The sequence below is a fragment of the Methylobacterium sp. 1030 genome (assembly GCF_040544715.1).
Taxonomy (GTDB): Bacteria; Pseudomonadota; Alphaproteobacteria; order Rhizobiales; family Beijerinckiaceae; genus Methylobacterium.
The window spans coordinates 428,863-453,999 of the sequence record NZ_JBEPKM010000002.1; the positions used below are offsets into that span (position 1 = coordinate 428,863).

The 25,137-nt window shown below is 70.0% G+C and carries 23 protein-coding genes and 1 pseudogene; 6 read left to right on the forward strand and 18 right to left on the reverse strand.

What is annotated here, in order from left to right:
- The first annotated feature begins 3 nt into the window (after positions 1-3).
- Entirely contained in the window at positions 4-2,427 is a 2,424-nt protein-coding gene (locus ABIC30_RS04365) for a response regulator (RefSeq protein WP_331327746.1), read from the forward strand.
- A gap of 159 nt (positions 2,428-2,586) precedes the next feature.
- The gene (gene bcsS / locus ABIC30_RS04370) at positions 2,587-3,402 is read left to right on the forward strand and encodes a cellulose biosynthesis protein BcsS (protein ID WP_091924485.1); all 816 of its coding nucleotides are present in this window, start codon (positions 2,587-2,589) and stop codon (positions 3,400-3,402) included.
- A gap of 64 nt (positions 3,403-3,466) precedes the next feature.
- On the opposite strand, the gene ABIC30_RS04375 is transcribed toward bcsS, so the two are convergent.
- Complete coding sequence (locus tag ABIC30_RS04375; RefSeq protein WP_020091644.1) at positions 3,467-3,727, reverse strand: hypothetical protein; 261 nt, start codon at positions 3,725-3,727, stop codon at positions 3,467-3,469.
- Positions 3,728-4,162: 435 nt separating this feature from the next.
- Complete coding sequence (locus ABIC30_RS04380; protein WP_026604704.1) at positions 4,163-4,492, reverse strand: CsbD family protein; 330 nt, start codon at positions 4,490-4,492, stop codon at positions 4,163-4,165.
- Between the two features lie 381 nt (positions 4,493-4,873).
- On the opposite strand from ABIC30_RS04380, the gene ABIC30_RS04385 reads away from it, so the two are divergent.
- Complete coding sequence (locus ABIC30_RS04385; protein ID WP_354454192.1) at positions 4,874-6,763, forward strand: peptidoglycan DD-metalloendopeptidase family protein; 1,890 nt, start codon at positions 4,874-4,876, stop codon at positions 6,761-6,763.
- Positions 6,764-6,779: 16 nt separating this feature from the next.
- Here ABIC30_RS04385 and ABIC30_RS04390 read toward each other — a convergent pair whose 3' ends face one another.
- Positions 6,780-8,402 carry an adenylate/guanylate cyclase domain-containing protein gene (locus ABIC30_RS04390; RefSeq protein ID WP_056521531.1) on the reverse strand — a complete coding sequence of 541 codons (1,623 nt, stop codon included), beginning with the start codon at positions 8,400-8,402 and terminating at the stop codon, positions 6,780-6,782.
- Between the two features lie 387 nt (positions 8,403-8,789).
- Here ABIC30_RS04390 and ABIC30_RS04395 point away from each other — a divergent pair, with 387 nt between their 5' ends.
- Positions 8,790-10,382 carry an FAD-dependent monooxygenase gene (locus ABIC30_RS04395; RefSeq protein ID WP_331327748.1) on the forward strand — a complete coding sequence of 531 codons (1,593 nt, stop codon included), beginning with the start codon at positions 8,790-8,792 and terminating at the stop codon, positions 10,380-10,382.
- 75 nt (positions 10,383-10,457) lie between these two features.
- On the opposite strand, the gene ABIC30_RS04400 is transcribed toward ABIC30_RS04395, so the two are convergent.
- The 5 genes and pseudogenes from ABIC30_RS04400 to ABIC30_RS04420 all read right to left on the reverse strand — a co-directional run bounded on the left by ABIC30_RS04400 (position 10,458) and on the right by ABIC30_RS04420 (position 14,434).
- Positions 10,458-11,174, reverse strand: coding sequence for an MOSC domain-containing protein (locus ABIC30_RS04400; RefSeq protein ID WP_331327749.1), 717 nt, complete (start codon positions 11,172-11,174; stop codon positions 10,458-10,460).
- Positions 11,171-11,720: pseudogene (locus ABIC30_RS04405) on the reverse strand (peroxiredoxin family protein). The gene ABIC30_RS04400 and the pseudogene ABIC30_RS04405 overlap by 4 nt, the downstream one beginning before the upstream one ends.
- A 136-nt stretch (positions 11,721-11,856) precedes the next feature.
- Positions 11,857-12,858 (reverse strand): catalase, encoded by a 1,002-nt coding sequence (locus ABIC30_RS04410; protein ID WP_331327750.1) that lies wholly within the window; start codon positions 12,856-12,858, stop codon positions 11,857-11,859.
- 167 nt (positions 12,859-13,025) lie between these two features.
- Positions 13,026-13,745 carry a hypothetical protein gene (locus ABIC30_RS04415; RefSeq protein ID WP_354454195.1) on the reverse strand — a complete coding sequence of 240 codons (720 nt, stop codon included), beginning with the start codon at positions 13,743-13,745 and terminating at the stop codon, positions 13,026-13,028.
- Positions 13,746-13,759: 14 nt separating this feature from the next.
- Positions 13,760-14,434, reverse strand: coding sequence for a MarR family winged helix-turn-helix transcriptional regulator (locus ABIC30_RS04420; protein WP_354454197.1), 675 nt, complete (start codon positions 14,432-14,434; stop codon positions 13,760-13,762).
- 304 nt (positions 14,435-14,738) lie between these two features.
- Between ABIC30_RS04420 and ABIC30_RS04425 the strand changes: the two genes are divergently transcribed.
- Positions 14,739-15,023: a hypothetical protein gene (locus ABIC30_RS04425; RefSeq protein ID WP_020091654.1), complete on the forward strand. Its 285-nt coding sequence runs from the start codon at positions 14,739-14,741 to the stop codon at positions 15,021-15,023.
- Between the two features lie 136 nt (positions 15,024-15,159).
- On the opposite strand, the gene ABIC30_RS04430 is transcribed toward ABIC30_RS04425, so the two are convergent.
- The 3 genes from ABIC30_RS04430 to ABIC30_RS04440 form a co-directional block, all read right to left on the reverse strand.
- Positions 15,160-15,411, reverse strand: a complete 252-nt coding sequence (locus tag ABIC30_RS04430; RefSeq protein ID WP_020091655.1) for a hypothetical protein — start codon at positions 15,409-15,411, stop codon at positions 15,160-15,162.
- A 141-nt stretch (positions 15,412-15,552) separates the two neighbouring features.
- Positions 15,553-15,816: a hypothetical protein gene (locus ABIC30_RS04435; protein ID WP_082557703.1), complete on the reverse strand. Its 264-nt coding sequence runs from the start codon at positions 15,814-15,816 to the stop codon at positions 15,553-15,555.
- A gap of 222 nt (positions 15,817-16,038) precedes the next feature.
- Positions 16,039-16,299, reverse strand: a complete 261-nt coding sequence (locus ABIC30_RS04440; protein ID WP_056521516.1) for a hypothetical protein — start codon at positions 16,297-16,299, stop codon at positions 16,039-16,041.
- 303 nt (positions 16,300-16,602) lie between these two features.
- Here ABIC30_RS04440 and ABIC30_RS04445 point away from each other — a divergent pair, with 303 nt between their 5' ends.
- Positions 16,603-16,854 carry a hypothetical protein gene (locus tag ABIC30_RS04445; protein WP_331327752.1) on the forward strand — a complete coding sequence of 84 codons (252 nt, stop codon included), beginning with the start codon at positions 16,603-16,605 and terminating at the stop codon, positions 16,852-16,854.
- Between the two features lie 124 nt (positions 16,855-16,978).
- On the opposite strand, the gene ABIC30_RS04450 is transcribed toward ABIC30_RS04445, so the two are convergent.
- From ABIC30_RS04450 to ABIC30_RS04480, 7 genes are all read right to left on the reverse strand, one after another.
- Positions 16,979-18,280 (reverse strand): hemolysin family protein, encoded by a 1,302-nt coding sequence (locus ABIC30_RS04450; RefSeq protein WP_331327753.1) that lies wholly within the window; start codon positions 18,278-18,280, stop codon positions 16,979-16,981.
- A gap of 378 nt (positions 18,281-18,658) precedes the next feature.
- Positions 18,659-19,381, reverse strand: coding sequence for an ABC transporter ATP-binding protein (locus tag ABIC30_RS04455; RefSeq protein WP_010682999.1), 723 nt, complete (start codon positions 19,379-19,381; stop codon positions 18,659-18,661).
- Complete coding sequence (locus tag ABIC30_RS04460) at positions 19,374-21,422, reverse strand: branched-chain amino acid ABC transporter ATP-binding protein/permease (RefSeq protein ID WP_354454201.1); 2,049 nt, start codon at positions 21,420-21,422, stop codon at positions 19,374-19,376. Before ABIC30_RS04460 ends, ABIC30_RS04455 begins: the two co-directional genes overlap by 8 nt.
- Positions 21,423-21,460: 38 nt before the next feature.
- Positions 21,461-22,333, reverse strand: coding sequence for a branched-chain amino acid ABC transporter permease (locus ABIC30_RS04465; RefSeq protein WP_020091659.1), 873 nt, complete (start codon positions 22,331-22,333; stop codon positions 21,461-21,463).
- 135 nt (positions 22,334-22,468) lie between these two features.
- Entirely contained in the window at positions 22,469-23,680 is a 1,212-nt protein-coding gene (locus tag ABIC30_RS04470) for an ABC transporter substrate-binding protein (RefSeq protein WP_026604708.1), read from the reverse strand.
- A gap of 280 nt (positions 23,681-23,960) precedes the next feature.
- The gene (locus tag ABIC30_RS04475) at positions 23,961-24,350 is read right to left on the reverse strand and encodes a tautomerase family protein (protein ID WP_020091661.1); all 390 of its coding nucleotides are present in this window, start codon (positions 24,348-24,350) and stop codon (positions 23,961-23,963) included.
- 361 nt (positions 24,351-24,711) lie between these two features.
- Positions 24,712-24,900, reverse strand: coding sequence for a hypothetical protein (locus tag ABIC30_RS04480; RefSeq protein WP_354454204.1), 189 nt, complete (start codon positions 24,898-24,900; stop codon positions 24,712-24,714).
- Positions 24,901-25,137: the final 237 nt, after the last annotated feature.

The following is a 25,137-nucleotide window of genomic DNA, read 5'->3' on the forward strand; positions in this document are numbered from 1 at the left end:
CGGATGACCGCGAAGCCGCTGCAGATCTCCCTCGGATTGCTCAACGCTCTGCAGGTGGCGATCGCCGCGGCGGCGGGGTTCGCGGCCGCCGTCCTGATCGTCGTCCCGGCCGCGCGGCCCGGACCCGCGGCGTCCCCGCAGGAGATGGTCGGTTCGGCCTCGCGCGCCTACGTCGCCGCCCTCGCGGCGCGGCTGCGGCAGACCGTGGTCGACGCGCGCAGCGCCGCCCTGATGCTCCGCGACGACGAGGGCCTGCTCTCCGCCGACCAGCGCGCCGCGCGCCTGCGCGGGTGGCTCGACCTCAACCCGGTCTACCGGGACGCCGTCCTCGTCGCGCCCGACGGTACCGTGCTGGCGGCCCGGGACGAGCGCCGCGTCGGCAGCAGCGTCGCGCGGCAGACGTGGTTCCTGCGCGGCCGCGCGGCCGGGGTCATCGTGGTCAGCGACGGGGCGGAGGCCGACTCGCCGTTCGGGACCGCCGTCGCGCTGGGCGAGCGCGGTCAGGACGGCCTGCTGCGCCTCGACGCCGACCCGAGCTATCTCACCAAGGTCGAGGAGGAGGTGCGGCGCGCCGCGGCGCTGCCCGACACCCTCGGCTTCCTCGTCGCCACCCCGGACAGCCGGGTCCTGTCGGGGGCCCCGAGCCCGTTCCGGACGACGGCCGTCTCGGCCACGACGCCGATGCGTCTCGCGGCCGAGATCGGTTCGCCAGGATGGCTGGTGACGGCGCAGGCCGTGCCCTCCGGCGCGTCGCTCGCCGCGTCACCGGACTGGCGGATGCTCGGCGTCGGGCTCGCCCTGATTCTCTGCGCGGCGGCGCTCGGCTTCGTCGCGGGAGAGCGGCTGACGCGACCGCTGCGCCGCCTCCTGAGGGGTGAGGGCGAGACCGCCGGCGAGACCGAAGCGCCCCGCACGTGGATCGGCGAGTTCGCGGCGCTCTCGGACGTCTTCGCGGGGCATCGCCGCAGCGCCGGGCTGCAGATGGCCGGCGCCGGGTCCGAGGTCGCGCGCCTCAAGGCGCGTCTGACAACCTTCGAGGCGGTCTCCGGCTGGGCCTGCTGCGAGATCGATCCGGACACCGGCCGGACCCTGCTGGATTCGCGGAGCGCGGCCGGCGACGACGGAGCCCCCGTCGCCGCCCCGTTCGCCGCCTGCTTCGTCGCCGAGGACCGGCCCGTGCTCGACCGGGCGCGCGACGCCGCCCTCGCGGCCGACGGCCCGCACGACGTGACCCTGCACCTCCGCGACTGGCCGGAGCAGCAGGTCCAGGTGAGGCTGCTGTGCCTCGCCGACGCCAGGGGCGACCGGCGGCTCTTCGCCCTGATGCGGAAGCTGCCGGGCGGCGAGGGGGCGACCCTGCCGCGGCCCGTCGAGCCGCGTCGCAACCTCGTCCTGCGGCGGGTGACCGACGGCATCGTCCACGAGTTCAACGACGTTTTGACCGTCGTCCTGACGAATCTCACGCTGCTGGCGCGGCGCCACACCCTCGGGGACGACCAGGAACGGCTGGTCGGGCGGGCGACGGCCGGCGCGCGCCGGGGCGCGGCGCTCACCCGCCGGATGCTGCACCTCGTGCGCGGCGACGAGACCGGCATCACCCTCGCCGAGACCGACCTCGCCACCACCTTCGAGGGCTACCTGCCGTTCCTGGCCGCGAACGCCCTCGGCGAGATGCCGGTCCTCAACCGCATCCCCGCCGGGTTGCCGCCCGTCCTGTGCAGCGAGCGCGTGCTGGAGCTGCTGCTCCTCAACCTGGCCTTCCATATTCGAGACGCCGACCTCGCCGGCTTCGCCATCGCGGCCGTCGAGGGCACCCCCGAGGACATGGGCGCCGCGGCGGAAGTTGCGGCCTACGTGCGCGTGCTCGTCAGCAGCGGTCGCCGACCCGAGGCCGCGCCGCTGCCGACGGCAGCAGGCCCGACCCTCGCGGCGGCCGCGGCGCTCGTCACCGAGACCGGCGGCCACTGGCGCCTGATCCGCGACGGGACCGGCGCCGAGCCGTTCCTGGCCGAGTTCTGGCTGCCCGCCGCGCCCCCGGCCGTCGCCACGCTCCCTCCGATCCGCGCGGCGGGGCTGAAGATCCTGCTCGTGGAGAGCGACGGCCTCGTGCGGGCCAGCGTCGCAGAGGTGCTCGCCGATCTCGGCCACGCGGTGGTCCAGGCCGCCTCCGGGGCGCACGCCCTCGAGATCCTTGCCCGCGACGCCGCCTTCGACGCGATGATCGTCGATCAATCGATGCCGGTGATGGCGGGTCTCCAGCTTGCCGCCACCGTGGTCGAGCGCTACCCGCAGATCCGGGTCATCCTCGCCAGCCCACACGGCCAGCTGCCGCGCTCCGCCGACGCCTTCCTGCGGATCGACAAGCCTTTCCGCAACGAGGACCTGCAGGTCGTCCTCGACGCCGCGGTCCGCGCGCGCGCGGCCTGATCGCCGCGCATCCCGCCCGATTGAGCGACCGCGCGGTTCTCGCGCTCGCTCTCCGCGCCGACGCCCTGATCGAAACTCAGTCCTTCCAAAAGTGGATGTTAACTATTGTCGACGAGTGTTGGTTAAAGCGTAAATCGTACCTTAACGGAGCTTTCGAATATGGGCAGGACTGCGGAACCAGCTGCCCGACGTCCTCGCACTCCGTACACGACCGTTCTGGCCCTCTCGTGCGCCTGCGCGGCGGCCTCCGCCACGCAGGCCGCCGCCGCCGACCTCCCGGCGCGCAGCGCCGGCGCCGACTGGTACACGGGCGCCTCGCAGCAGGCGGTCGACGACAGCTGGGCCGTCGCGGTCGACGGATCCACCAGCGTCACGTCGAACAGCTCGGCCTTCGGCTCCGTGACGGTGACCGCCGCGCCGAACGGCTCACCCACCCGGGACGGCCTGCGGGTCCGCGTGGACGCCATCGGTGGCACCTACTCGTATCCCGGCCGGTCCGTCGCGACGCGGGTCACCGGCTACCAGCAGGAAGGCGCCCTGCAGGCGGGTTACGAGTGGGTCTGGAAGGACGCGGCCCTCGCAGGATTCATCGGCTTCAACGTCCGCAGCAACCAGCTGTCGATTCCCGATCCGGGCAACCCGGTCGTCGGTACGGGAGTCGGGCTGAAGGTCGCGGGCAATTTCTACGCGACGCCGACCGACCGGACCATGGTCTCGGCCTACGGCTCGTACTCGACGAAGTTCAACGCCTACTACTCGCGCCTGCGCGTCGGCTACATGCTCGCCGACGGCGTCTATATCGGCCCCGAGGCGCTGTTCCTCGGCGACGACTTCTTCCGCCAGTATCGGATCGGCGCCCACCTGACCGGCGTCCGCTTCGGACCCGTCCAGATGTCGGTGGCCGCCGGCTACGTCCGGGATCGGGTGCAGGGCTCCGGGTACTATTCCAGCATCGAGGCGCGCTCGACCTTCTAGGGTACGGCGCGGGCTGTCCAACCGGACCCGCGGCCCGCGGCGGAGCCCGGGCGGACCGGAGACGCTAGCGGGACGTCGTCAGCAGCCGGCCGGGCCGCAGCGGGTCCCAGACGCCTTCGAAGACGGGCTGCATCGCGTCGTTGAGCGACTGCACCTGGGACACCGGCGACGGGGCCACTTTTGGCTGAATGCCGACGACGGTGGCCGACACGCCGAGGAGACCGATCAGGCAGAGGCCGGCGATCGCCCAGCGCGGCGCACCCCAGGTGTGGAGCACGCCGGCCAGCGTGACGAAGATGGCAAATAGGCCGATAAACTGATGCATTAGACACCTCTCAGCGGTGTCTAGAGCGAGAATAGAGCCAATGACTCTGTTCCATAACGGAACACAAGTTACCAACAGCGTGGATACTGGAGGCTCATTCCCGGACTCGGGCGTGGACCCTCGCAGGTCGCCGACACCCTCTGTGCCGCAAGGATCGGCCAGGCAGCGCCGATGGGCTTCCGACGGGCGTGGCGGCTGCGTGCGGCATGTGCCTGAACCCGCTCGGGTCGCTTCCGACCGATGTGCGATGGTTCGATTAGGACGGCGGTTCCCGGTCGAGAACCGGCGCCATCCCCCTCTCGCGCGGGAGAGGGGGCCCGCGCCTCCCGCGGCACGGGCTCGGCCCTGGCCTCCGTGCCGACTTAATCGCGCACGGCGCTCGCGGCCCCGCGATCCAGTCGACGTGAAGCCGACGGCGGCACGCGGCGATCCGTGTCAGAGACGGCTGACGAGGAAACCGAGACCGAAGCCGACGAGACCGGCCACGATCAGGGAGGCGTGCGGCCACTCGACGGATTTCTGATGACCTTCCCAGGCGACGTGGCGGCTCCGGTCGTAGGCCTCGGCGGCGTGGTCCGAGACCTCGTCGGCCGCGTGCCGCACGGCGTCCTTGGCTTGGCCGTAGAGATTCTCGGCGGTGCCCTGCGCCTCCCGGAGACGCCCCTCGAGCGCGTGACGGTCCGAGTCGACGGCGTCGCCGACCGCGCCCTGCACCTTCCCGCCGAACGCGCGCGCGGCGCCCGTGACCCTGTCCGTGTCGACCATGACCATGTTCTCCGAATGTGTCGCGGCAAGGTGCCGAAGTCGCGGCGGTCGGACCCCGATCCCTCCGTGGCGACTGGGGCAACAGCGATCTGCGCCGGGCGTTCCCCGGCTCCGTGGCGGAGTCCGGTCGAAACGATCGTGGGCGGTCGACGAATGCCCCGTCCTGCCCGCCGGTACCGCGTTCGACACGTGCGCTCCTTGAGCGGACGAGCGTCGCGCCAGGCGCAAGTCGCAGCCTCATTCAGGCCGCACTCACCGCCGAAGCGGCGAGCTTGAGCGTGAGGGGACCGGATGAACGAGGGCGGACGAGCACCGCGCGGCGGGCTGCCCATTCTGCACAGGTCCCTGTCGCGCAGCGCGGTCGCGGCCCCGACCCACGGAGTGACGACGCCGCTCGACCGGCGACGGCTGAACCTGCGCTGGCTCTGCGCCAGCTGCCTGATCGCCACCTGCGGCGCGGCCCTCATGGGGGCGGCGCTCCGCATGTCCGTCGACACCGATCTCGCGCCAGCCAAGCCGACATTCCGCCAGGGGCCCGCCCAGGTCGCGGAGGGGCAAGGCGTGGTCGGACAGCGCGGCGACCGCCTCGTGCGGCGCCAACTCGTCGCCTCGGACCGGGAGGAGTTCTCCGCGCCGGTGACCCACCAGGTCGGCGAGCGCGAGATTATCCGGACCCAGCCCTTCGTGCGACTGTTCACGAGCCTGTCCTCCGGCGACGCGGTCGACGGGCAGATCCCACCCTTCGATCCGACGCGCCAGCTCGCCGCGGACGGAGAGGTCGCCCCTGTCGCAGACGAGCCGGTGGACGATCCGTCCGGGACCACGGTCACGATCACGCGCTCCGCGCTCGAGGGCACGCCGGTTCCCGACGACGCGCCCGGCCTGAGCGACGAGGACGTCACGGCCCTCGTGGAGAGGCAGTCGGATGAGGCGCGCGAGACGGGGCCGCGGATCGCCGCGCCGCTCGCGCCGCAGCGGCTGCTCTCGCAGATCCTGGTCGCCGCGCCGGCCGACGCCGCCGCGACCGCCGCCGGCGCCGATACGGGCCGCGACCCGTTCCACGCGATCGAGGTGCGGGTCGTCCCGGAGAACATCACCGACCTCGCCGAGACCCAGCCCGCCTCCGGCCTGAGCCTGACCGAGACGCGCGACGTCGTGCTCAAGCGCGGCGAGACTCTGGCCGACGCGCTGGCGGCGAACGGCGCCGAGCCCGCGAGCGTGACCGCCATCCTGGCCGCCTTCAGCGAGCATGCCCGCACCGGGCTGGCCGAGGGGCAGCACGTTGACCTTCTCCTCGTCCGGTCGCGCGCCGGCGAGGCCGCGCGCCGGATCGCCCGGGTGACGCTCTACGGCGCGGGCGGCGTCGAGGAGATCGTCGCGGAACGGGATTCCGGCGGCTTCGTCACGGTGGCGCCGCCGTCGGCCCAGGTCGCGGCGTCGCGTTCCGGCGACGACGGCGACGGAGAGGGTTCGGGCGCCAGCCTCTACAGGAGCATCTTCGAGGCGGTCCTGCGCAACGGCATGCCCGGCATCCTGGCCGAGCGCATCGTCGGCATCTTCGCGTTCGGCCTGGACATGCAGCGCCGGATCGCCCCGTCCGACCGGCTGGAGGTGCTGTTCAGCCCGAGCGAGAAGGTCGGCGGCCCGCCGGAGGTGCGCTACGTCGCCGTGACGCTCGGCGGGGTGAAGCACCGCGCCTACCGCTTCGAGGCGCCCGAGGCCGGGACGGCGAGCTACTTCAGCGAGACGGGCAACTCGCTCCGCAAGTTCCTGATGCGCATGCCGATCGCCGACGGGCGGATCACCTCGCCCTTCGGCACGCGCGTCCATCCGATCCTCCACTACGCCCGCTTCCACAACGGCGTCGATTGGGCCAACAAGGCCGGCACGCCGATCATGGCGACGGGCGACGGGACCGTGGCGTATGCGGGCCCGCGCGGCGGCTACGGCAATCGCGTCGAGATCCACCACGCCAACGGCTACGTGACGGCCTACAATCACCTGCAGCGGCTCGCGCACGGCGTTCAGGTCGGCGCGACCGTCCATCAGGGGCAGGTCATCGCCTACATGGGCTCGACCGGCCTCTCGACGGGCCCCCACGTCCACTACGAGGTGAGCGTCAACGGGCGCTTCCTCGACCCGATGACGATCCGCCTGCCCGACAGCCAGGGCGTTTCGCCCAGGCTGATGACGGCTTTCGAGCGGCAGGTCGCGGCCACCAATGCGCTCCGCCACCACGGCGCCCTGGCGATGTCGGCCCTGCCGCTCTGACGCGGTCGCCCGGACCTCAGCCGGCCGCGGAGGGCCGCGTGCCGTCATCCGAGTGGGTGCCCGCCCCGGTCATCCGGCGGTCGACGGCGGCGAGCGTGTCGAGCAGGCGCTTCCGGAGCCGCGCCGCGCCCTCCATCTCCAGGGCGTCGACGTCGACGTAGAAGTCGATCCCCCGGGCGTGCTCGGAGAAGATCGTCTCCGGGGCCTCGGCGGTGAGGTCGCCCTCGATGGCGTAGGGGACGATCTCGCGGCTGATGCCCTTCATGCGGATCGGCTCCTGCGGGCTCGCCTGGACGATGTCGCTCACCAGCGCGTAGGTCTCGTAGCTCAGGGTGATGCCGCCCGGGACAGCGGCCGCCTGCAGGCGGGCGGCGAGGTTCGCCTCCGCGCCGATGATCGTGTAGTCCATCCGCTCGTCGCTGCCGAAATTGCCGACGTTGCAGTAGCCCGTGTTGATGCCGATCCGGGCCTGGAACGGGCGCTCGATGCCGGATCGCCGCCAGCGGGCGTTGAGCTGGCCCAGGCGCTTCTGCATCTCGATCGCCATTCGAACGCAGGCCTGCGCGTCCTCGCGGACGCCCCGGCTCTCCGGGTCGCCGAAGAAGACCAGCATCGCGTCGCCGATATACTTGTCCACCGTGCCGCCGTGCTTGACCGCGATGGCGGTCATCTCGGTCAGGTACTCGTTCAGCAGCGCGGTCAGTTCCTCGGGCTGCAGGCGCTCGGTGGTCGCGGTGAAGTCCTTGATGTCGGAGAAGAAGATCGTCAGCTTCTTGCGCTCGGTCGCCACCGACACGTCCCGCTCGCCGCTGAAGATGCTTTTGTAGACCTGGGGCGAGATGTACTTGGCGATCTGCACCGAGACCGACGCCAGGAACCCGTTCGACTCGGTCAGCTCCCTGTTCATCCGGTCGATGAGGCGGGACTGGCGCGCCTGCAGCAGCAGGAAGGTGGTGCCGGCGAGCGCCGCCAGGATGAAGTAGCCGAGCAGGTACTTGAAGGCGAAGACGTTGGCGGCGATCGGCTGGTGCAGGACGATCTCCTGGATGCCGCGGACGTCGCCGACCTTCCAGTCGGTCTTCGGGCTCAGGGGATGGGCGTTGTGGCAGCGCACGCAGGCGGATTCCATGCGGATCGGCGCCGCGATGCGCACCTGCCGGTCGAAGATGGACCCCGTCGTCTCGCTGACGAAGCCGGTCTTGGGGTGCGCCCGGAGGTCCGCCAGGGCCTGGGTCTCGAAGCTGTCGAGATCGTGCGGCTTGCGGTCCTTGAACGGGAGATCGGAGACGAAGCGGTACTTCACCGCGCCGTCCCCGCCGCTGATCCGCTCGCCGAGTTCCAGGGAGAGCGTCGCGGGGATCGGGATCGCGTTCGGCACCCCCTTGTAATCGTGGCGCGTCTCGACCCGGCCGGTCGCGGCGTTGACCGCCTGGACGACGTCGCTGGCGTAGAAGCTGCGCATCTGGTCGATGATCCGGCCGGTCTCGATCGCCTGCGTGGCGAGCATGCGCTCGGACAGGCCGCGCAGGTCGAGCCAGACCGCGACCGGCAGCCCGGCCAGGCCGAACAGGATCGCCGCCACCAGGAGCGGTCCCATGAACCGCTGCTGGCGCGCGACCGACTCGTCGAAACTCGACATCTCTCGCGACCCCGGGGCGCCAGGACACGGCCCCATACTGGTCAGCTCCATATACAATGATGTCTTTCCCGAGAAGCATTGACTTTTCGGGCGCACCCCGAACCGCGGCATCAATGCAATGTCTGCGCGAAACACAGTCGACGAAATCAATCGACTTGGGGAGGTCGTGGCGCGCCCTCCGCCGTCGGCTCTCCGGAACGCGCGCCGAGCCGCTGTCGCGGGATCGGCGCATCGTCGTCGGTCGGGAGCGGCGCATCCCGAGCCGTGCCTGCGGCGGATCCTTCGAACGGCACCTATAGTCCGCGCGTCGACGGCGTGATTCCGGCCAGGCCATCTCAGATAGGTGCGGGCGCTGGGACGATTCGGGATCGGTCCGGGGAGGGTGCGATGGCGGATGTACTGATCGTGGGAGCCGGTCCGGTCGGTCTGACGCTCGCCTGCGAACTCGCCCGGCACGGGGCGCGCTGCCGGGTCGTCGATGCTGCGGCGCGGCCGTCGCCCTATTGCCGCGCGATCGGGGTTACCCCGCGCACGCTGGAAGTCTGGGAGGACATGGGCCTCGCCCGCGAGATGATCGACGCGGGTCTCTGGCTCACGGGCCTGCGCACGATCCTGCACGGCCAGCCGCCGGTCGACGCGGTCAGTCCACCGCTCGATCTGCCCTACGCGTCGCTCGGTCTGCCCCAATTCGAAACCGAGCGCGTCCTGAACCGTCAGTTGGAGCGCTTCGGAGCCCGGGTCGAGCGCGGCCTGCGCCTGACGGCCCTGGAGCAGGACGGCGCCGGAATCCGCGCGCGCCTGCAGGAGGCGGATGGTGCGGTCGCGGAGGCGCACTTTCGCTACGTCGTCGGCTGCGACGGTGCCCACAGCACGGTCCGGCGCCAGCTCGGCATCGCGTTCGAGGGCGAGGCCTATCCCTGGCCGTTCATGCTCGGTGACGTGCACATCGCCTGGGATGTACCCTACGGACTCGCGGTCCGGGCGCTGCGACTGAACGAGGACGCCCCGCCCGACATGTTCATCGCCATCCCGCTCCCCGAGCCGGGCCGCTACCGCGTCTCGATGCTCGCGCCGCAGCATCTGGTGCCGGCGGGCGGGTCGGACCACGGGATCCAGGCCGAGCTTCAAGGCCCGTCGCTGGCCGACCTGCAGGCCGTGGCCGACGATCTCCTGCCGGACGGCTCGCGCCTGTCGGACCTGCGCTGGTCGTCGGTGTACCGCATCAGCATGCGCCTCGCCGCCGCCTATCGGCGCGGCCGCTGCTTCCTGGCGGGCGATGCCGCCCACATCCACCCGCCGACCGGCGGGCAGGGGATGAACACCGGGATCCAGGACGCCTACAATCTGGCCTGGAAGCTCGCCCTGGTTCTTCGGGGCGCCAGCCCCGAGGCTCTCCTCGACAGCTACGAGGGGGAGCGGCGCCCGGTGGGCGCGGACGTGATCGCGCGGACCCGGACAGCGAGCGAGGGATACGGTCGGGAGCGCGGCGGCGCGCCGGACCGCCTCGCCGACACGCAGGTCCTCGTCAGCTACCGGAACACGGCCTGGATCGCCGGCGACGCGACGGAGCCGACGGAGGCCGGCCCGAGGGCCGGCGACCGGGCGCCCGACGTCAACGGGCTGGTCCGCGACGGGCTCGGCTTTCCGACGCGGCTCTTCGACGCCCTCCGCGGCACCGAGCACGTCCTCCTCATCCATGCTGCCGGGATGTCGGACGCCGTGGCCGGCCCCGATCTGCCGATCTGGGCCCGCGAGCACCGTTCCCGCGTCCGGGTCGTCGTCATCGGCAGCGAGGTGCCCATCCCGGGCGTGACGACGCTCGCGGATCCGACGGGGGCCTTCGGTAAGGCTTACGGCGCGGGGACCATGGCCTGCCTGATCCGGCCGGACGGGCACCTCGCTTGGCGCGGCCGGACGTGGCGCGAGCCCGGCTTGCACGCGCATCTCCGGCGCCTGTTCCCGTCGGCCTTCCCGCAATGAGCGCGTGCCGTGGCCGGTATCCGACCGGCAACCCGGCCCCTCGTCCGAGGCCCAACCGCATCGACGCGCCCGCGTTCAGGCGCTCGGCCCGCCATCCCGTCCGGTGACGCGCTTCGACCAGTCCTCGACCGCGCCGGTCCGCAAGCGTCGGCGCAGGAGCAGGCGCCAGCTCTCCGCCAGTTCCGGGAGCGCGCTCGCGGCCTGCAGCTCGGACCGGTTGCGCGTGTCGACGTAGAGGAGGTGGATCAGGCGCGCGAGCGACCAGTCCGGCCGCGGACGCGCGCGGAGCTCGATCCTGTCTCCCGGCTCGGCGACGCCGTCCTCGAGGACCCGCCAGTACCAGCCCGTCCGCCCCGTTCTCTGCACGGCGAGCGCCATCCCGGATCGTCCGAAGCGTCGGTCGAGCTTGAAGCAGGGCTGGCGCCCCTGGCTGACCTGTAGCAGCGCCGAGCCGAAGCGGGCGACGTCGCCGACGCAGACGTCGTGCTCCGTCCAGCCCGTCGTCGCGAGATTCTCACCGAAGGCGCCCGGTGCGGAGAGCACCGGATGATCGCCGATCTCGGTGGCCCAGGCGGCGTAATGGTCCTGCGGATACTGGTGGAGCGCCTTCTCGGGACCGCCGTGGTACCGGAGATCGGCCTGGGCATCGCCCACGAGACCGGTCGCCGTGATCCGCCACGGCGCGGGAACGGGGTTCTTGACGATGCCGCTCGGCGGACCGTCCGGTCCCAGCGGCGCGACCGGGCCGGCGAGGACGAGCGGGAGGACGGGTGGGAGAAGACGCGCCGTCATGGCCGCGCTTCCTCCGTGAGCCGGCAGCCGGCTTCGTCGCACCCGTCCGGTACCAACTCCCCGCGCACCGATCCCGTGACCGGTGCCGCGATCAGCGAGCCCACGAGGATCCCGAGCGCGAGGTCGTCGACCTGCCCGAAGGCGTGTTCCCGGACGCGTCCGTCGCGGTCGATGACGATCGTGGTCGGCGTTCCGCGCATACCATAGCGCCGCATCGTCTGCGGGATCGGACCGTCGTCCTCGAGGAGGTCGACGGCGATCGGCAGGGTCCAGACGATACTCGTGGATGAAGGCTTCGAGGGCGACTTCGGTCATGGCGGCATGATGCTCGAACACCGCGTGCAGGCCGATCACCGCGACCGCGCCGTTGCCGGCAAACATCCGGTGCAGCTTCTCGGCCTGCGGCGTGCCGTGCGCCACGCAACCGGGGCACAGCATCTGGAACGCGTGCAGCACGACGACCGTGCCGCGCAGCGCGGCGAGGGAGAGTGGCGCGGGCGTGTTGAACCAGCGACCGGTCACGAGTTCGGGGGCCAGGATGGTCATGCCGCTTCTCCGGAGCTCCAGTCGTCGATGACGGGCGGCCGTCTGGTCGCATCGGCCGCTGGCCGCGCGGCGCCCTGTCGAGGCGCGGCCCGCGGGTGTGGCGGCCGGGCGGTGGCAGCCGCCGGGCCGAGGAGGCTCACTGGGAGCGGAGGCCGAACGAGATCCCGTAGGCGGTGCGGCGCGCCGCGAAGATTTCGTCCTTCGGCGCGTCGATGCCGTCCGCCAGCTGTCCCGGGTCGAAGGTGCCCTGGTCGCAGGTCTCGTTCGGCTCGATGCCGGTCACGGCGATCGTGCCGAGGGTGACCGCCTTCCGGTCGTCCTCGTTGGGCCACCGCCGGGTGATGTCGCTGCCGAGATCGTCGCCGGGCCCGGCGAGCAGGGCCACGACGTCGAACCCCGCCGGGCCCTTCGACAGCTCTTCCCGAAGCGCGTCGGCCAGGAAGTGTGCAGGCTTGCCCTTCGCCTCCGCGTCGCTGAGGGTGATCTCGCCGGCTCGGGGCACGATCTTGAACTTGAAGGGCACGGCACGGCCGTCCGCGTTGAGCCCGGTGAACGTGTGCACGCCCCAATAGACGAGGCCGGCGTAGCTGCCCGGGACAGGCTTGCCGGCGACGAAGGCCGCCTGGCGCGTCGTCTCCGGATTGGCCTTCGCGAAGGCCGCGATGGCCTCCGGATTGGGCTTGCCGTCGGGGCCGGGAACGCGGACCTGCAGGAACGCGAGCATCTGGTCGACGGTCCGCGCGAAGTGGACCGGCGCGTTCTCGAACAGCAGATGGGTCTCGCCACCGTCCGACAGGAGCTTGATCGAGAAGCCGCGCAGAACGGTCCTGGTCGCGTCCGGCACCGACGGGTTGCCGCCGCCGACCGAGAATCGCCCGACGAGAGGCCACGGCCGCGTGAAACTGATCGACCGCGTCACCTGTCCCACTTCGGCCGCAGGGGTGTAGGTGCCGCGGACGCACTGTCCTTTGGCGAAGGTCGGGCGCACGCCGGGCCGACTGCCGGCGACTGTGCGCAGAGCCTCCACCAAGTCCTGGGCATCGGCGGCGATCGCCCCTGTCGGCGGCGCGAGGAGCGCGAGAAGGATCCCGCCGAGGCGTGCCAGCGCCGCGATCCTCGGCGCGGTCGGCGCCCTCACGGGTCGGCGATCGATCACGTCTGCGCGCGGCGAGAGCCCGGCCGCGGCCGGGGGTGGATCGTCGAGGCGGGCATATGCCATGGTGACTCGTCCTTCTCTGATGCTCGGAGGGGGATCTTCCGGCGGTTCGGCGATGGCAGTCGCCGAACCGCTTCCTGTCGCGCGTCCTACTTCTGAGGGGTCACCTTGCCCGGCAGTGACAGGTTGCCCGAGGCGACCTTGAAGACGTCGCTGACGCAGAGCAGCGGCGCGTGCAGGTTGCCGTTCACCTTGAGGCCGGACGTCACCCCGTCGAACGAGGCACCCTTGATGCCGGTGATGAGCGAGACCGGGATCTCGACCTGAACCGTCTCGCCCCGGAAGGTGGTCGGATAGTCCGGGCTGTCGATCAGAAGCGGGACCTTCGGCCAGGTCGGCGGAACCTTCGGCTTCGCGCCGTCCGGGATATCGACGACCTTCAGGCCGCCGCCGCAGGCCGCGTCCTTGGCGAGCACCACCCAGTGCGGGTGCCAGACATGGCGGTTCCTGGCACCGTAGGCCGCGTCGTCGAAATCGGGGTGGAAGGTGACGGCGAGCGCCACGATACCCTGAGCCTTGTCGAAGCCGATCGCGTCGCTGTCGAGGGTCGTCGGCCAGACGTAGGCGTAGACGCTCGAGCCCTCGAACTTGCCGGTGGCATCCGGCTTGTCCTTGCCCGCCTCGCCCCGGACCCGGGTGGTGAAGACGGCGGTGTCGCCCTTGGTCGCGATCGTCGTCTCGACGATGTCGAACGACGCCAGGACAGCGGGACTCGGCTGCGCCCGGATGGGCTCGGCCGAGGCGCCGGTGGAGAGCGCGCACAGAGCCGCCGCCACGAGGCCGACGCCCCGTGCCTTGATCCTCGTCATGACGATGTGTCCTTTCAGGTCTCTCGTGGTGCTCGGAGGGGCGGCGATCCATTCGCGAAGGACGTCCAGGTGGCAGCCTGGACGTCGGGATCGGCCGCTTCATGCTCGCCGCAATCGAGCCGGAGATCCCGGGTCCCGATCGCGGCGTTCACGAAGGCGCAATGGTGGGGCTGGGCCTCGGCCGGATGGGCGTTCGGCCTGAAATGGCGGCAGCTGACGCACATCCGCTGCACGGGGATGGCACCTGCCTGCTGCAGGGTCCGAATGAGCTTGATCTGGGTCAGGAGGAGATCCGCCTGCTCAGGCGGCGTCAGCCGCGCCAGAGCCGACATCACCTGTGACGTGGCCGCGGCGAGGGCGCGCCCGAGCGCGCGGCCTTCGTCGGTCAGGCGCACGATCACCGCGCGGGCATCCGCGGGATCGGGCGCACGCGTCAGCAGGGCCTTGCGGGCGAGCGCGGCGAGCGTGTCGGCCATGCTCGGTGCCGAGACGGCCAGCTGCGCGGCGATCTCCTTCGCCCTCAGGCCGGCCGGGCGTCTTGCGAGCAGCGCCAGCACCTGCGCCTGTGTCGGATTCAGGCCCGCATCGCCCGCGGCCGCCCACAGATCGGCCCGCAGCACGAGGGCGACGCGCTCGAAGCCCTCGCGCAGGCGGATCAGGACGGGATCTGGGTCGGCCGCGTGGTCCATGGATCTATAATTAGGAGTCCTAAATATTGGAGTCAAGCCGAGTGGCAACCGCCGCTCCGCACGCGCACCGCAGCTCTGGAACGGGCCATTGCTTGCGGAGGACGACCTCCGACGGCGACGGCTCCGTCCGGCACGATCGTCGGTCGCGGAGCCACAGGATCGGCGCCGACATCAGGACGAAGCGACGCGCGCGAAACAGTCGGACCTCCGCGGCGACGAACAAGGGGGCGCCGACCCCTTTTCCGACGTCCGGAACGGTCGTGACGCAGGTGCATTCTCTTCCGGATCGAAGAGGAGCATCAGTATGCGCATCGTGGGACAAGCATCCGCCATCGCTCTCGTGACACTCATGAGCGTCGGTGCGGCTGAGGCGAAGGGCTGTATCAAGGGCGCGATCATCGGCGGTCTGGCGGGCCATTACCTCGCCGAGCGCGGCGTCGTCGGCGCCGTCGCCGGCTGCCTGGGCGGCCGCTACCTCGCCAACCGGCAGGCGCGGCGCAAGGAGATCGAGTACGGGTCGCGGGTCCAGCCGCGCGACACCGGGTACGGCGCGCCCCAGGCCTACCCACGCCGGTCCTACAGCTACTGAACACCGGCGGGGGCGGCTCGGGCCGCCCCCGCGTCTACGGTCTTCGATCCGCTGTATTGCCTGTGCGATCAGACCCGCGCGGGACCGATGGCGAGGCTGATCGCGTCCGATCTTGGGAGACGACAGCCGGGTTGGATCAGCCCTTCTTGCCCTGCTTGTAGCTCTGGATGGCGCCTTGGCAGCCCGGCGACAGCTTGGCCATATTCTTCTCGAAACAGGCCTGGGTCTCGGGGCCATCGTCGGGCGGCATGCCACCGCAGAAGGTCGTGAAATCGCCCATGCATTGCTGCTGGAGCGCCGCCTTGTCGTCGGCCGACATGGGCGCGGCGAGCGCGGCCGTGGCCCCTGCGGACAGAAGCAGAGCAGTCGTGATCAGACGTACCGGCATAGCGATGCTGTTCCTCGTGTCGATGAACCGCTCAGAAAGCCGGACGGGCGCCAAACCGTTGCATGCGGTGCGCCGATGATCGGAAATAAAAGAGAGGCGCCCGGCCGGGCGCCTCTCTGCTCCGCATGAATCCGGGTCGGATCAATCGTCCCAATCGTCGTCGTGGTGACGATGACCGTACCCGCGACGCTCGATCACGCGAACATCCGGACGATCCCAGTCTCGGTGGCCGAAGCGAACGCCGCGATAGCCGTCGCCGTAGCCTTCGCGCACGATCACGCGAGAATGGCCGTGACCCGGACCGTAGCCGTAGCCATAGCCGCCACCCCACTCATGGGCCTGAGCGGCAGAGACTGCACCCAGCAGCGCGGTGCCGGCGACCAGGGTCGTGATAAGCTTCTTCATACTCCAACCTCGTTCATCGAACTGAAACGAGAAATGCAGTCGCCAATCATCGCGTTCCAAGGCTCACGAAATTAATCAATACTGCCGTTCATCGACAATTCATCTTCGACGATCCGCGCCTCATGAGCCGGAACCGAGCCCGGATCCTTATTGATCAGCATTGCTCGACTTGCAGCCGGTTCGTCCCGTCGGGCAGAATAGCCGGACGGGACGATGGTCGTGTCAGCGACGGGTGCCGGTCGAGCTGGTGCCGGTGGTGCCCGTCGTGCTTCCGCCGCTTCGCGACGTCGAACCGGTCGAGTCCGTCCCGCCGGACTTCATCTCGTGGCCCGGCGCGTAACCGGACGCGCCCGGGCTCCCGGCCCGGCTCCCGCGATCCTGCATCTCGTGGCCCGGAGTCTTGGACGAGGCCCCCTGCTCGGCGGCGACGGCGCTGCCCCCGAGTGCGAGGGTGGCGAGGACGATAATCGGCAAGCGTGTCATGGAGCGTCTCCTGTTTTGGAGCCCCTAAACGGCAGGATCTCCGGGACCGTTCCGACAATTCGTGCCGCTATCGACGTCGTGACTGCGCACGATCACGCTGTGAACGCCTGTTCCACCGGAACCTGTGCCGTTCCATCGCCACCTGTGCTTATTCTCGGACCAGCGCGATCCTGAAGACCGCGCGGTTATTCGGAGAGGCTCCGAGATGACCGGCCTCGTGCCTTCGCGACGGCGGGGAACGGTTTGCCGCGGAGCACCGTAACTGGGGCGACGCGGGACGCCCCCGCTGTGAGGAAGGCATCCATGATCCGCACGCCAACGCTGATCCTGCTCGGCACACTGACACTGGCCGGAGGCATTTTCGGATCGACCTCGGCCGCCTTCGCCGATCCGCCCTGGGCCCGCGGAGAGCGGGGTTTCCGTCACGGCGGCCCGCCACCCTGGGCGCCCGCGCACGGCTATCGCCGCCACCGTGAGTTCGGTGGCTACGGACGCAGGGACGCACGCTTCTACGAAGGGCGACGTTACGGTGGCTATCGCTACGATCGCTACTGACGGTCGCGATATCGCTCCGAACTCGCGCGGTCGACGGCTACCGCCGCGCGAGACGACGCGCCCGCGATTCTCGCAGGCATATGCGCCGATTGGATATGCGCCGATTGATGGCCCGGCGACGCGCTCACGCCCCTCCGACCGGCGCCCGCGCCGGCAAGCGGGTGGCGAGGACCTTGTCGATGCGACGGCCGTCCATGTCGACCACCTCGAGATGCCACCCCTCCGCCACGAACGCGTCCCCCGCCGCCGGAATGCGGCCGAGCTGGAAGATCACGTAGCCGGCCAAAGTCGTGTAGTCGTCCGTGCCCGGCGGATCGTTGAAGGCGAGACGCTCGAACGCGTCCTCGGCCGGCATCATGCCGTCGATGAGCAGCGAGCCGTCCTCGCGCTCGACGACCGCCGGGTCCTCACCGACCTCGGGTATGTCGCCCGCGATCGCCTCGAGGAGATCCGTCTGCGTGACGATGCCCTCCAGGCTGCCGTACTCGTCGACGATCACCGCCAGCTGCACGGGGTTGCGCTGGAAGCTCTCCAGCGCCGTGAGAACCGTCATGCCCTCGTGGACGACGTTCGGCGGCCGCATGGCGGTGGCGATATCGAGGGTCCGCCCGTCGAGGATCTGATCGAGCAGATCCTGCTTGCGCAGCACGCCGACGACCTCGTCGATGCCGCCGCGGCTCACGACAACATGGGCGTGGCTGCAGGCGCGGACCGCCCGCGTGATCTCCTCGGGCGATCCGTCGAGGTCGACCCACTCGACCTCGTGGCGCGGCGTCATGATCTCGCGGACCCGGCGGTCCCCCAGCCGGAAGATGCGCTCGACCGCTTCCTGCTGAGCCTCGCGGATGAGGCCTGCCTCGCGGCTCGCCTCGACCAGGAGGTTGAGCTCGGCCGTCGAGTGGTGGCCGCCCTCGCCGTGGCCGGGCTGCAATCCGCACAGGCGCAGGACGCCGTTGCCGAGCCCGTTGAGGAACAGGATGGCCGGGCGGAACACGAACAGGAACACGCTGAGCGGACGGATCACCGCCAGGGCCGTGCGCTCGCTGCGCTGGAGCGCGAGGCTCTTCGGCGCCAACTCGCCCAGCACGATGTGCAGCGCCGTCATGATGACGAACGAGATCACCACGGCGACCGTGTGGGCGGCCGCCGTCGAGAGCATGTCCGGCAGCCACGTCAGTGTGGGCAAGATCAGGTGGGCCAGCGCCGGCTCGCCGACCCAGCCGAGCGCCAGGGACGAGATGGTGATGCCGAGCTGCGTCGCCGCGAGGTGGGCGTCGAGGTGGTCCGTGGCCCAGAGCAGCGCCTTCGCGTTCACGCGCCGCTCGGCGACGAGTTCGGCGACGCGACTCCTGCGCACCGCGACCAGGGCGAACTCCGCTGCGACGAAGAAGCCGTTCGCCAGAACCAGGGCGAGGACGGCAAACAACCCTAAGGCAGTCGCCCAACCGTCGTCCAAAATCGACACCTCCCGTGTGGCCGTCGCGCCGGCCGCGTCCCGACGGTCTCTACAGGAGAGCGGCGGCGCGGCCTACGGGCATCAGAGCCCGACCGGCCTCAGCGTTGTCCCCGGCGAACCTCAGCAAACACCGGGCCGCCCGCGCCCGGCGTCGGACAATCCTGTAGGGCGTTCGCGAGCGCGGGCGCTTGTCCGCGAGGGTGATGCGCCGACCGTCAGGCACTCGAGAGCCGCGCCGACGACGGTGCGCCGGCCGTGACCCGCCGGCCCCGGCGGGACAGGGTCATGCCGGGCGCCGGGACTGGGGGACATCCCAGGCCACGCGCGGCACCGATCCGCGGTCGGATGTCAGTGGCTGCCGCCGAGATACGCCGCCCGCACGGCCGGATCGTTGCGCATCTGCTGCGCCGGGCCCTGGAAGCGGATCCGGCCGTTCTCCAGCACGTAGGCGTGGTCGGCGACGCCGAGCGCCGCCATGGCGAACTGCTCGACGAGCAGCATCGTCACCTGCTCGGCCTTGAGCAGCCGGATGATCCGGAAGACCTCCTCCACCAGCTTGGGAGCGAGGCCCATCGAGGGCTCGTCGAGCAGGAGGATCTCGGGCCGCAGCATCAGCGCTCGGCCCATGGCAAGCATCTGCTGCTCGCCGCCCGAGAGCGTGCCAGCGAGCTGGGCGCGCCGCTCCTTGAGCCGCGGGAACATCTCGAAGGCCCGCTCGCGGTCGGCCGCGACGTCGCCTTTCGGACGCGAGCCGGTCAGGCGCGGGAAGGCACCGAGGGTCAGGTTGTCCTCGACCGAGAGCGTCGGGAAGACGCGCCGGCCCTCCGGCGAGTGCGCGAGGCCGAACCGGGCGACGTCGTGGCTGTCGAGGCCGCCGATCTCCTGTCCGTTGAGGCGGATCGAACCGGCCCGCGGCCGGATCATGCCCGACAGGGCGCGCATCGTGGTGGTCTTGCCGGCCCCGTTGGAGCCGATCAGCGCCACGACCTGGCCCTTCGGAACCTGGAAGTCGAGGCCGTGCAGAACCTCCACCTGGCCGTAGCCGGCCGACAGACCCGTGACCTCAAGCATGGGTCATCTCCTCGTCGGCGACGGGGCTGCCGAGATAGGCCTCGACCACCTTCGGGTCGGCCTGCACTTCGCGGGCGCTGCCCTCGGCGATCTTGTGGCCGAAATCGAGGACGCTGACGCGGTCGCACAGGCCCATGACCACGTCCATGTGGTGCTCGATCAGGATCACCGTGATGCCGGCATCGCGGATCTTGCGGATGATCGCCGTCAGCTCGGCGATGTCGGGGGCGGTGAGGCCCGCGGCCGGCTCGTCGAGGAGCAGCAGGACCGGGTCGAGGGCGAGCGCGCGACCGATCTCGAGGAGCCGCTGCTTGCCGTAGGGCAGATTGCGGGCCTCCACCTGCGCCAGGGCGCCGAGGCCCACGAAGTCGAGGATCGCCATGGCGCGGGCGCGCTGCTCGCGCTCCTCCCGGCGCCGCCGGGGCGTGCCGAGGATCGCGTCGAACAGGGTGCCGCGGAAGCTGTGGTGCAGGCCGACCAGCACGTTCTCGAGCGCGGTCATCTCGCGGAAGAGCTGCACGTTCTGGAAGGTGCGTGCCACGCCGGCAGCGGCGATCTCCGACGGGGTGCGCCCGTCGAGGCGCTTCGTCCCCTGGCCGCGCGCGAGGGTCACGCTGCCGCCGGTCGGTTTGTAGATGCCGGTGAGCACGTTCATCATCGTGCTCTTGCCGGATCCGTTGGGACCGATCAGCCCAAGGATCGTGCCCGGCCGCACCGTGAGATCGACGCCGGCCAGCGCCTTGAGGCCGCCGAACTGCATCAGTGCCTGATCGACGGTGAGGAGCGGGTCGGCGCCCCGGTCGCCGCTCTGCACGCTGAGGGCCGCGCCCTCGGCATGGAGGCTCTTGCCCTCGGCCGTGTGGGCCGGGCGCAGGGCGGGGATCTTCTCACGGAGGAAGCCCACGATCCCGTCCGGCAGGTAATACACCACGAACAGGATCATCAGGCCGAAGACCGTCAGCCGGAAGTCGGTGACCGATTCGAGCGCGAGCGTGGCCGGGAAGAAGGCGAGGCAGAGCGCGACCGGCACCAGCAGGGCGAACCGGTTCTCTGCGCGACGCAGGAGGGCGAGAGCGCCCACGACCAGTGCCGCGGCGGCGATGATCCCCGCCATGATCCGCACCAGGCCGATATCGGCGAGCACGTTCGGCATCATCACGATGATCGCCGAGCCGATGATCGGCCCCGCCCGCGACTTGCGGCCGCCCATCGTGACGGCGAGGAGGAACAGCACGGTCAGCTCGAACCCGTAGGAGTTCGGCGCCACGTAGCGCTCTGACCACGCGAACAGCGCGCCCGCGAGGCCGGCCAAAGCCGCCGAGATCACGAAGGCGTAGACCTTGTAGCGGTAGACGCTGACGCCCATGCAATCGCAGGCGATCGGCGAGTCGCGCAGCGCCTCGAAGGCGCGGCCGTAGGGCGAGCGCACCACCCGGTTGACGACCAGGATCGTGGCCAGTAGCGCCAGACAGACCAGGTAGTAGAACTCGAGCTTGCGGCCGGCCGCGCCCCAGGGGGCCTGGAGGCCCAGCAGCGAGAAGTCGAGGACGCGGGCCGGCGGCAGGGTGATGCCGAGGGGACCGTTGGTCAGCGGCGTCAGCTCGTTGATGAAGATCTGGACGATGGTGCCGAAGGCCAGCGTCACCATGGCGAGGTAGGGGCCGGTCACCCGCAGGGCCGGCACGGCGAGCAGCACGCCGAAGGCGGAGGTCACCCCGATCCCGGCCAGGATGCCCCACCAGATCCCGAGCTTGAAGTGCAGGAACAGCACCGCCGCCGAGTAGGCGCCGACGCCGAACAGGCCGGCATGGCCGAGGCTCACCTGCCCGGTATAGCCGACCACGATGTCGAGCCCGAGGATCAGGATCGCGTAGATCGCGATCACGATCATCAGGTGGATGTAGTACGAGCTCGTGACCACGTGCGGGAAGACCGCGAGGCCGACGACCAGCAGCACGGCGCCGAGGATGCCGACGTGGCGCGACAGGCTGGGGGCGGCCGCCGGGGCGGGCGCTTCGGTGGGGGCGAGGGTCTGCGCCATGGCTCAGGCTGCCGTGAGAATTGCGCGGGAGGTCACGCTCAGACCTTCTTGATGACGGCCTTGCCGAACAGGCCGACCGGGCGGATGGAGAGGACGACGAGGAGCAGGATCAGGCCCGGCACATCCTTGTAGCCGGTCGAGATGTAGAAGCCGGTCAGCGTCTCTGCGACGCCGAGGATCAGGCCGCCGACGATGACGCCGAGGCCGGATTCGAGGCCGCCGATGATCGCCACCGCGAAGGCCTTGAGCGCCAGCACGGAGCCCATCGTCGCCCCGGTCAGGGTGACGGGCGCCACCAGCACGCCCGCGAAGGCCGCCGTCATGGCGCTGATCGAGTAGGAGAGGGTGATGACCTTCTGGGTGTTGATGCCCATCAGCCCGGCGGCGTCGATGTCGTTGGAGGTGGCGACGACCGCCTTCCCCCAGATCGACTTGCGATTGAAGATCTCCACCGCCAGCATCATCAGCAGCGCACCCGCGACGATCAGCAGTTCCATCGGCAGGACGCGCACGCCGCCGACCTGGAGCGCCGTCTCGGGCAGCGGGGAGGGGAATTTCAGGTCGTCACGTCCCCAGACGTTCTCGGCGACGTTCTTGAAGATGATGCCGAGCGCGATGGTGGCCATGATCCACCCGTACTCGGACTTGATCTTCACGGCCGGGCGCACGCCGAGGCGCTCGACCACGGCTCCGAGGGCGAAGCCGAAGACCAGGACCAGCGGGATCATCAGCCAGTAGCCGACGAACGGCACCAGGGTCAGGCCGAACAGGGCCCCGAGGGCCAGCGCCTCGCCCTGGCCGAAATTGAGGGTCTTCGAGGTCGCGAAGGTCAGCTGATAGCCGAACGCGATGGCGGCGTAGATCATGCCGACCGCGACGCCGGACGCGATGAGCTGGAGCAGGATTTCCATGGGATCGCTGTCGCCGGAGGGACGTCCGGTCGCGCGGCGGGCGCCGCGGGACCGCTGTGCTGAGCGCCAGCGGGCTGTGACGCCGCCGGCCCCGAGGGAGACGCCGCGCCCGTCGCGGGCGCAGCGTCCGGATCCTCAGTTCGAGGACTTCTCCTTCAGACGAACCACGCCGGCGTTCTTGGCGTCCTCGTCCTTGGCGTAGACGATCTTGCCGTCCTGCACCTTCCCGAACACGACCATGTTGCGCGAGATGGCGTTGTGGTCCTTCGCCGTGAAGGGCTTGTCGTAGGTCGTGACCACGCCCTCGACCTTCTCGTTCAGGTTCTCCAGGGCGGCGCGGATCTTGGCGCCGTCGGTGCCGCCGGCCTGCTTGATCGCCGCGGCGAGGAGGTAGATCGAGTCGTAGCCCTGGGCGCCGGCCACGGGGGTCGGGATCTTCGTGACACCGTAGGTCTTGTAGTAGTTCTCAAGGAACGCCTTGCGCTTCGGCAGGGTCTGATCCTCGATGAAGGTCTGGGGCATGATCACGCCGTTGCCGTTCGTGCCGGCGATGTCGATGAAGCTCTGCATCGAGGACGGCCAGCTCGTGATCATCGGGACCTTCCAGCCGAGCTTGGCCATGCCGTTGGCGATCTGGGCCAGTTCCGGCCCGATGCCGTAGGCCAGGATCACCTCGGCGCCGGCCTGCTGCGCCTTTAGCAGCTGGGCCGTCATGTCGACGTCCTTGATGTTGAACTTCTCGACCGCGACGGGCTTCACGTTCTTGGTCGCGAGATACTTCTCGATGTCCTCGCGCCCGAGCTGCCCGTAATTGGTCGAGTCCGCCAGGACCGCGATCTTCTTGTGACCCTGGGCGAGGGCCTCGTCGACCATCAGGCCGGCCTGAAGCACGTCGTAGGCGGAGTTCCGGAAGACGTAGTTGGCGTCGTAGTCCGGCTCCTTGAACTGGTTGGTGATGATCGTCCCGGTCGCGACGTTGTTGAAGACCGGGATCTCGGCCTCTTGGTAGAAGCGCTGGGCGGCCAGAGCCACGCCGGTATTGATGAAGCCGACGCTCGCGACGACTTTCTCCTTGTTGATCAGTTCCTGCGCGACCTGCGCGCCGACCTCGTTCTTGGCCTCGTCGTCGCGCTCGATCAGCTGGATCGGCCGGCCGAGAACGCCGCCGGCCTTGTTGATCTCGGCGGCGGCGAGCTTGGCGCCGTCCCGCATCGAGACACCCATCGAAGACGAGCCGCCCGTATAGGGCCCGCTCAGCCCGATCTTGATCGGGTCCGCGGCCCGCGCGGGGGCCGACACCATCGTCAATAACAGCACCGCGGCTGCAGCGCGACCTGCGAAGACCATCGTTTCCTCTCCAAGATTCCGCGTGCGCGGTGTGCCCTTCACCGTGGCACTCTGGGAGGGAGATCTCCCGAGACGGGTCGAGCCGTCAAGCTGAGATTTTGGGCGATCCCAGACGATTAATACAGATTGTCCGTTCCACATGTCGTAAAAGCTGCAGGCACCACAATTTCACGTCGTTGGTGCCGGCAGTCGGATTAAGCGCCGGGCGCGTTCGTGACAGGCCGGCGGCGCCGGTCGGCCGACACATGATCCGGCGCCCCCACCTGCGGAACGCTGCGAGCTATGCGCGGCGGCGCCCGCGCTCCGCCTGGGTCAGGCCGTCGTAACCCCAGCTGTCCTTCGGCACCTCGTGGATGACGATGTAGGACACCTCCGCCAGTTCGGCCCCGAGGACGGTCTTCAGGAGCCGGTTTACTTCAGAAATGAAGCGCGATTTCTCATCGGGCGTGTTCGTGTCCGCGCTGATGATGGCGTCCACTTGCGCGGCGCGGGCGATCGGCTCGGCACCGACGCTCCATCCCGCGGCAGGCACCGCCTCGACCAGTACGCCGACCAGAGGCGCGACCTTGTGCAGGACAGTGGCCATCAACCGGGTGATGCCCGCCTGGATCGCCGTGATCTGCTCGGGTGCGAGGGGCGTACCCGCGACTTTGACATTGATGAAGGGCATGGTCGTCGGTCCGTGGCTTCGCGACCGCCGCGGCGGCCAACGGACGAAGACTTACGTGACCTGGAGTGTTCGGATAATTTGAAAGTTCGCCACCCTGTGTTCGACAAAACCGAATGATGGGGCCTCATCTCCGCTGGCGCGAGCCACGTCACCCTCGGCTCCGCCGCCCCGTGATCGAGCCTCGCGACGCGGACAGGGCAAGGTCCGAACAGCGGTCGGGTGCCTCTCGCGGTCTCTCCTCGAGAAGTCCTGGCCGGGGCGATCGATCACCGTTCGTACGCGGGCAGAGACCGAGAGGACTGATGTTCGATGACCGGGGTGTCTGCGGCGCGCCGAGAGCCCGTCACTGGCCATCGCGCCCTTACGCGACGTGCTCCCTTATGGTCTCGAGAAGAATATCGGTGAGCCGCGCGACGGCCGGCGCCAATTCGGCTTCGGCTTGGTGGAGTGTCAGTGACGCGCTCGGAAGAGGCGGCAGGCCGGTCGCGGCCGGATCGAGAACGCTCAGCGTTTTCGGCAGGCCGACGGCGGTGCGCGCGGTGACACCCAAGCCACCTTCGGCGGCGGCCCAGAGTCCCGAGAGGCTGGGGCTGGTGAAGACTAGCCGCCAGGGCAAGCCGCGACCGTCCAAGGCAGACACGGCCGCGGACCGGAACGTGCACGGCGGCGTGAAGGCCGCGAACGGGACGGGTTGTCAGGCGACACGGCAAACTGACCCCCTGACGCCATGAGGACCTGACCCCCTCGATGAGCGAGGAGGTCGAGATGATCAGGAACGAGGATCAGG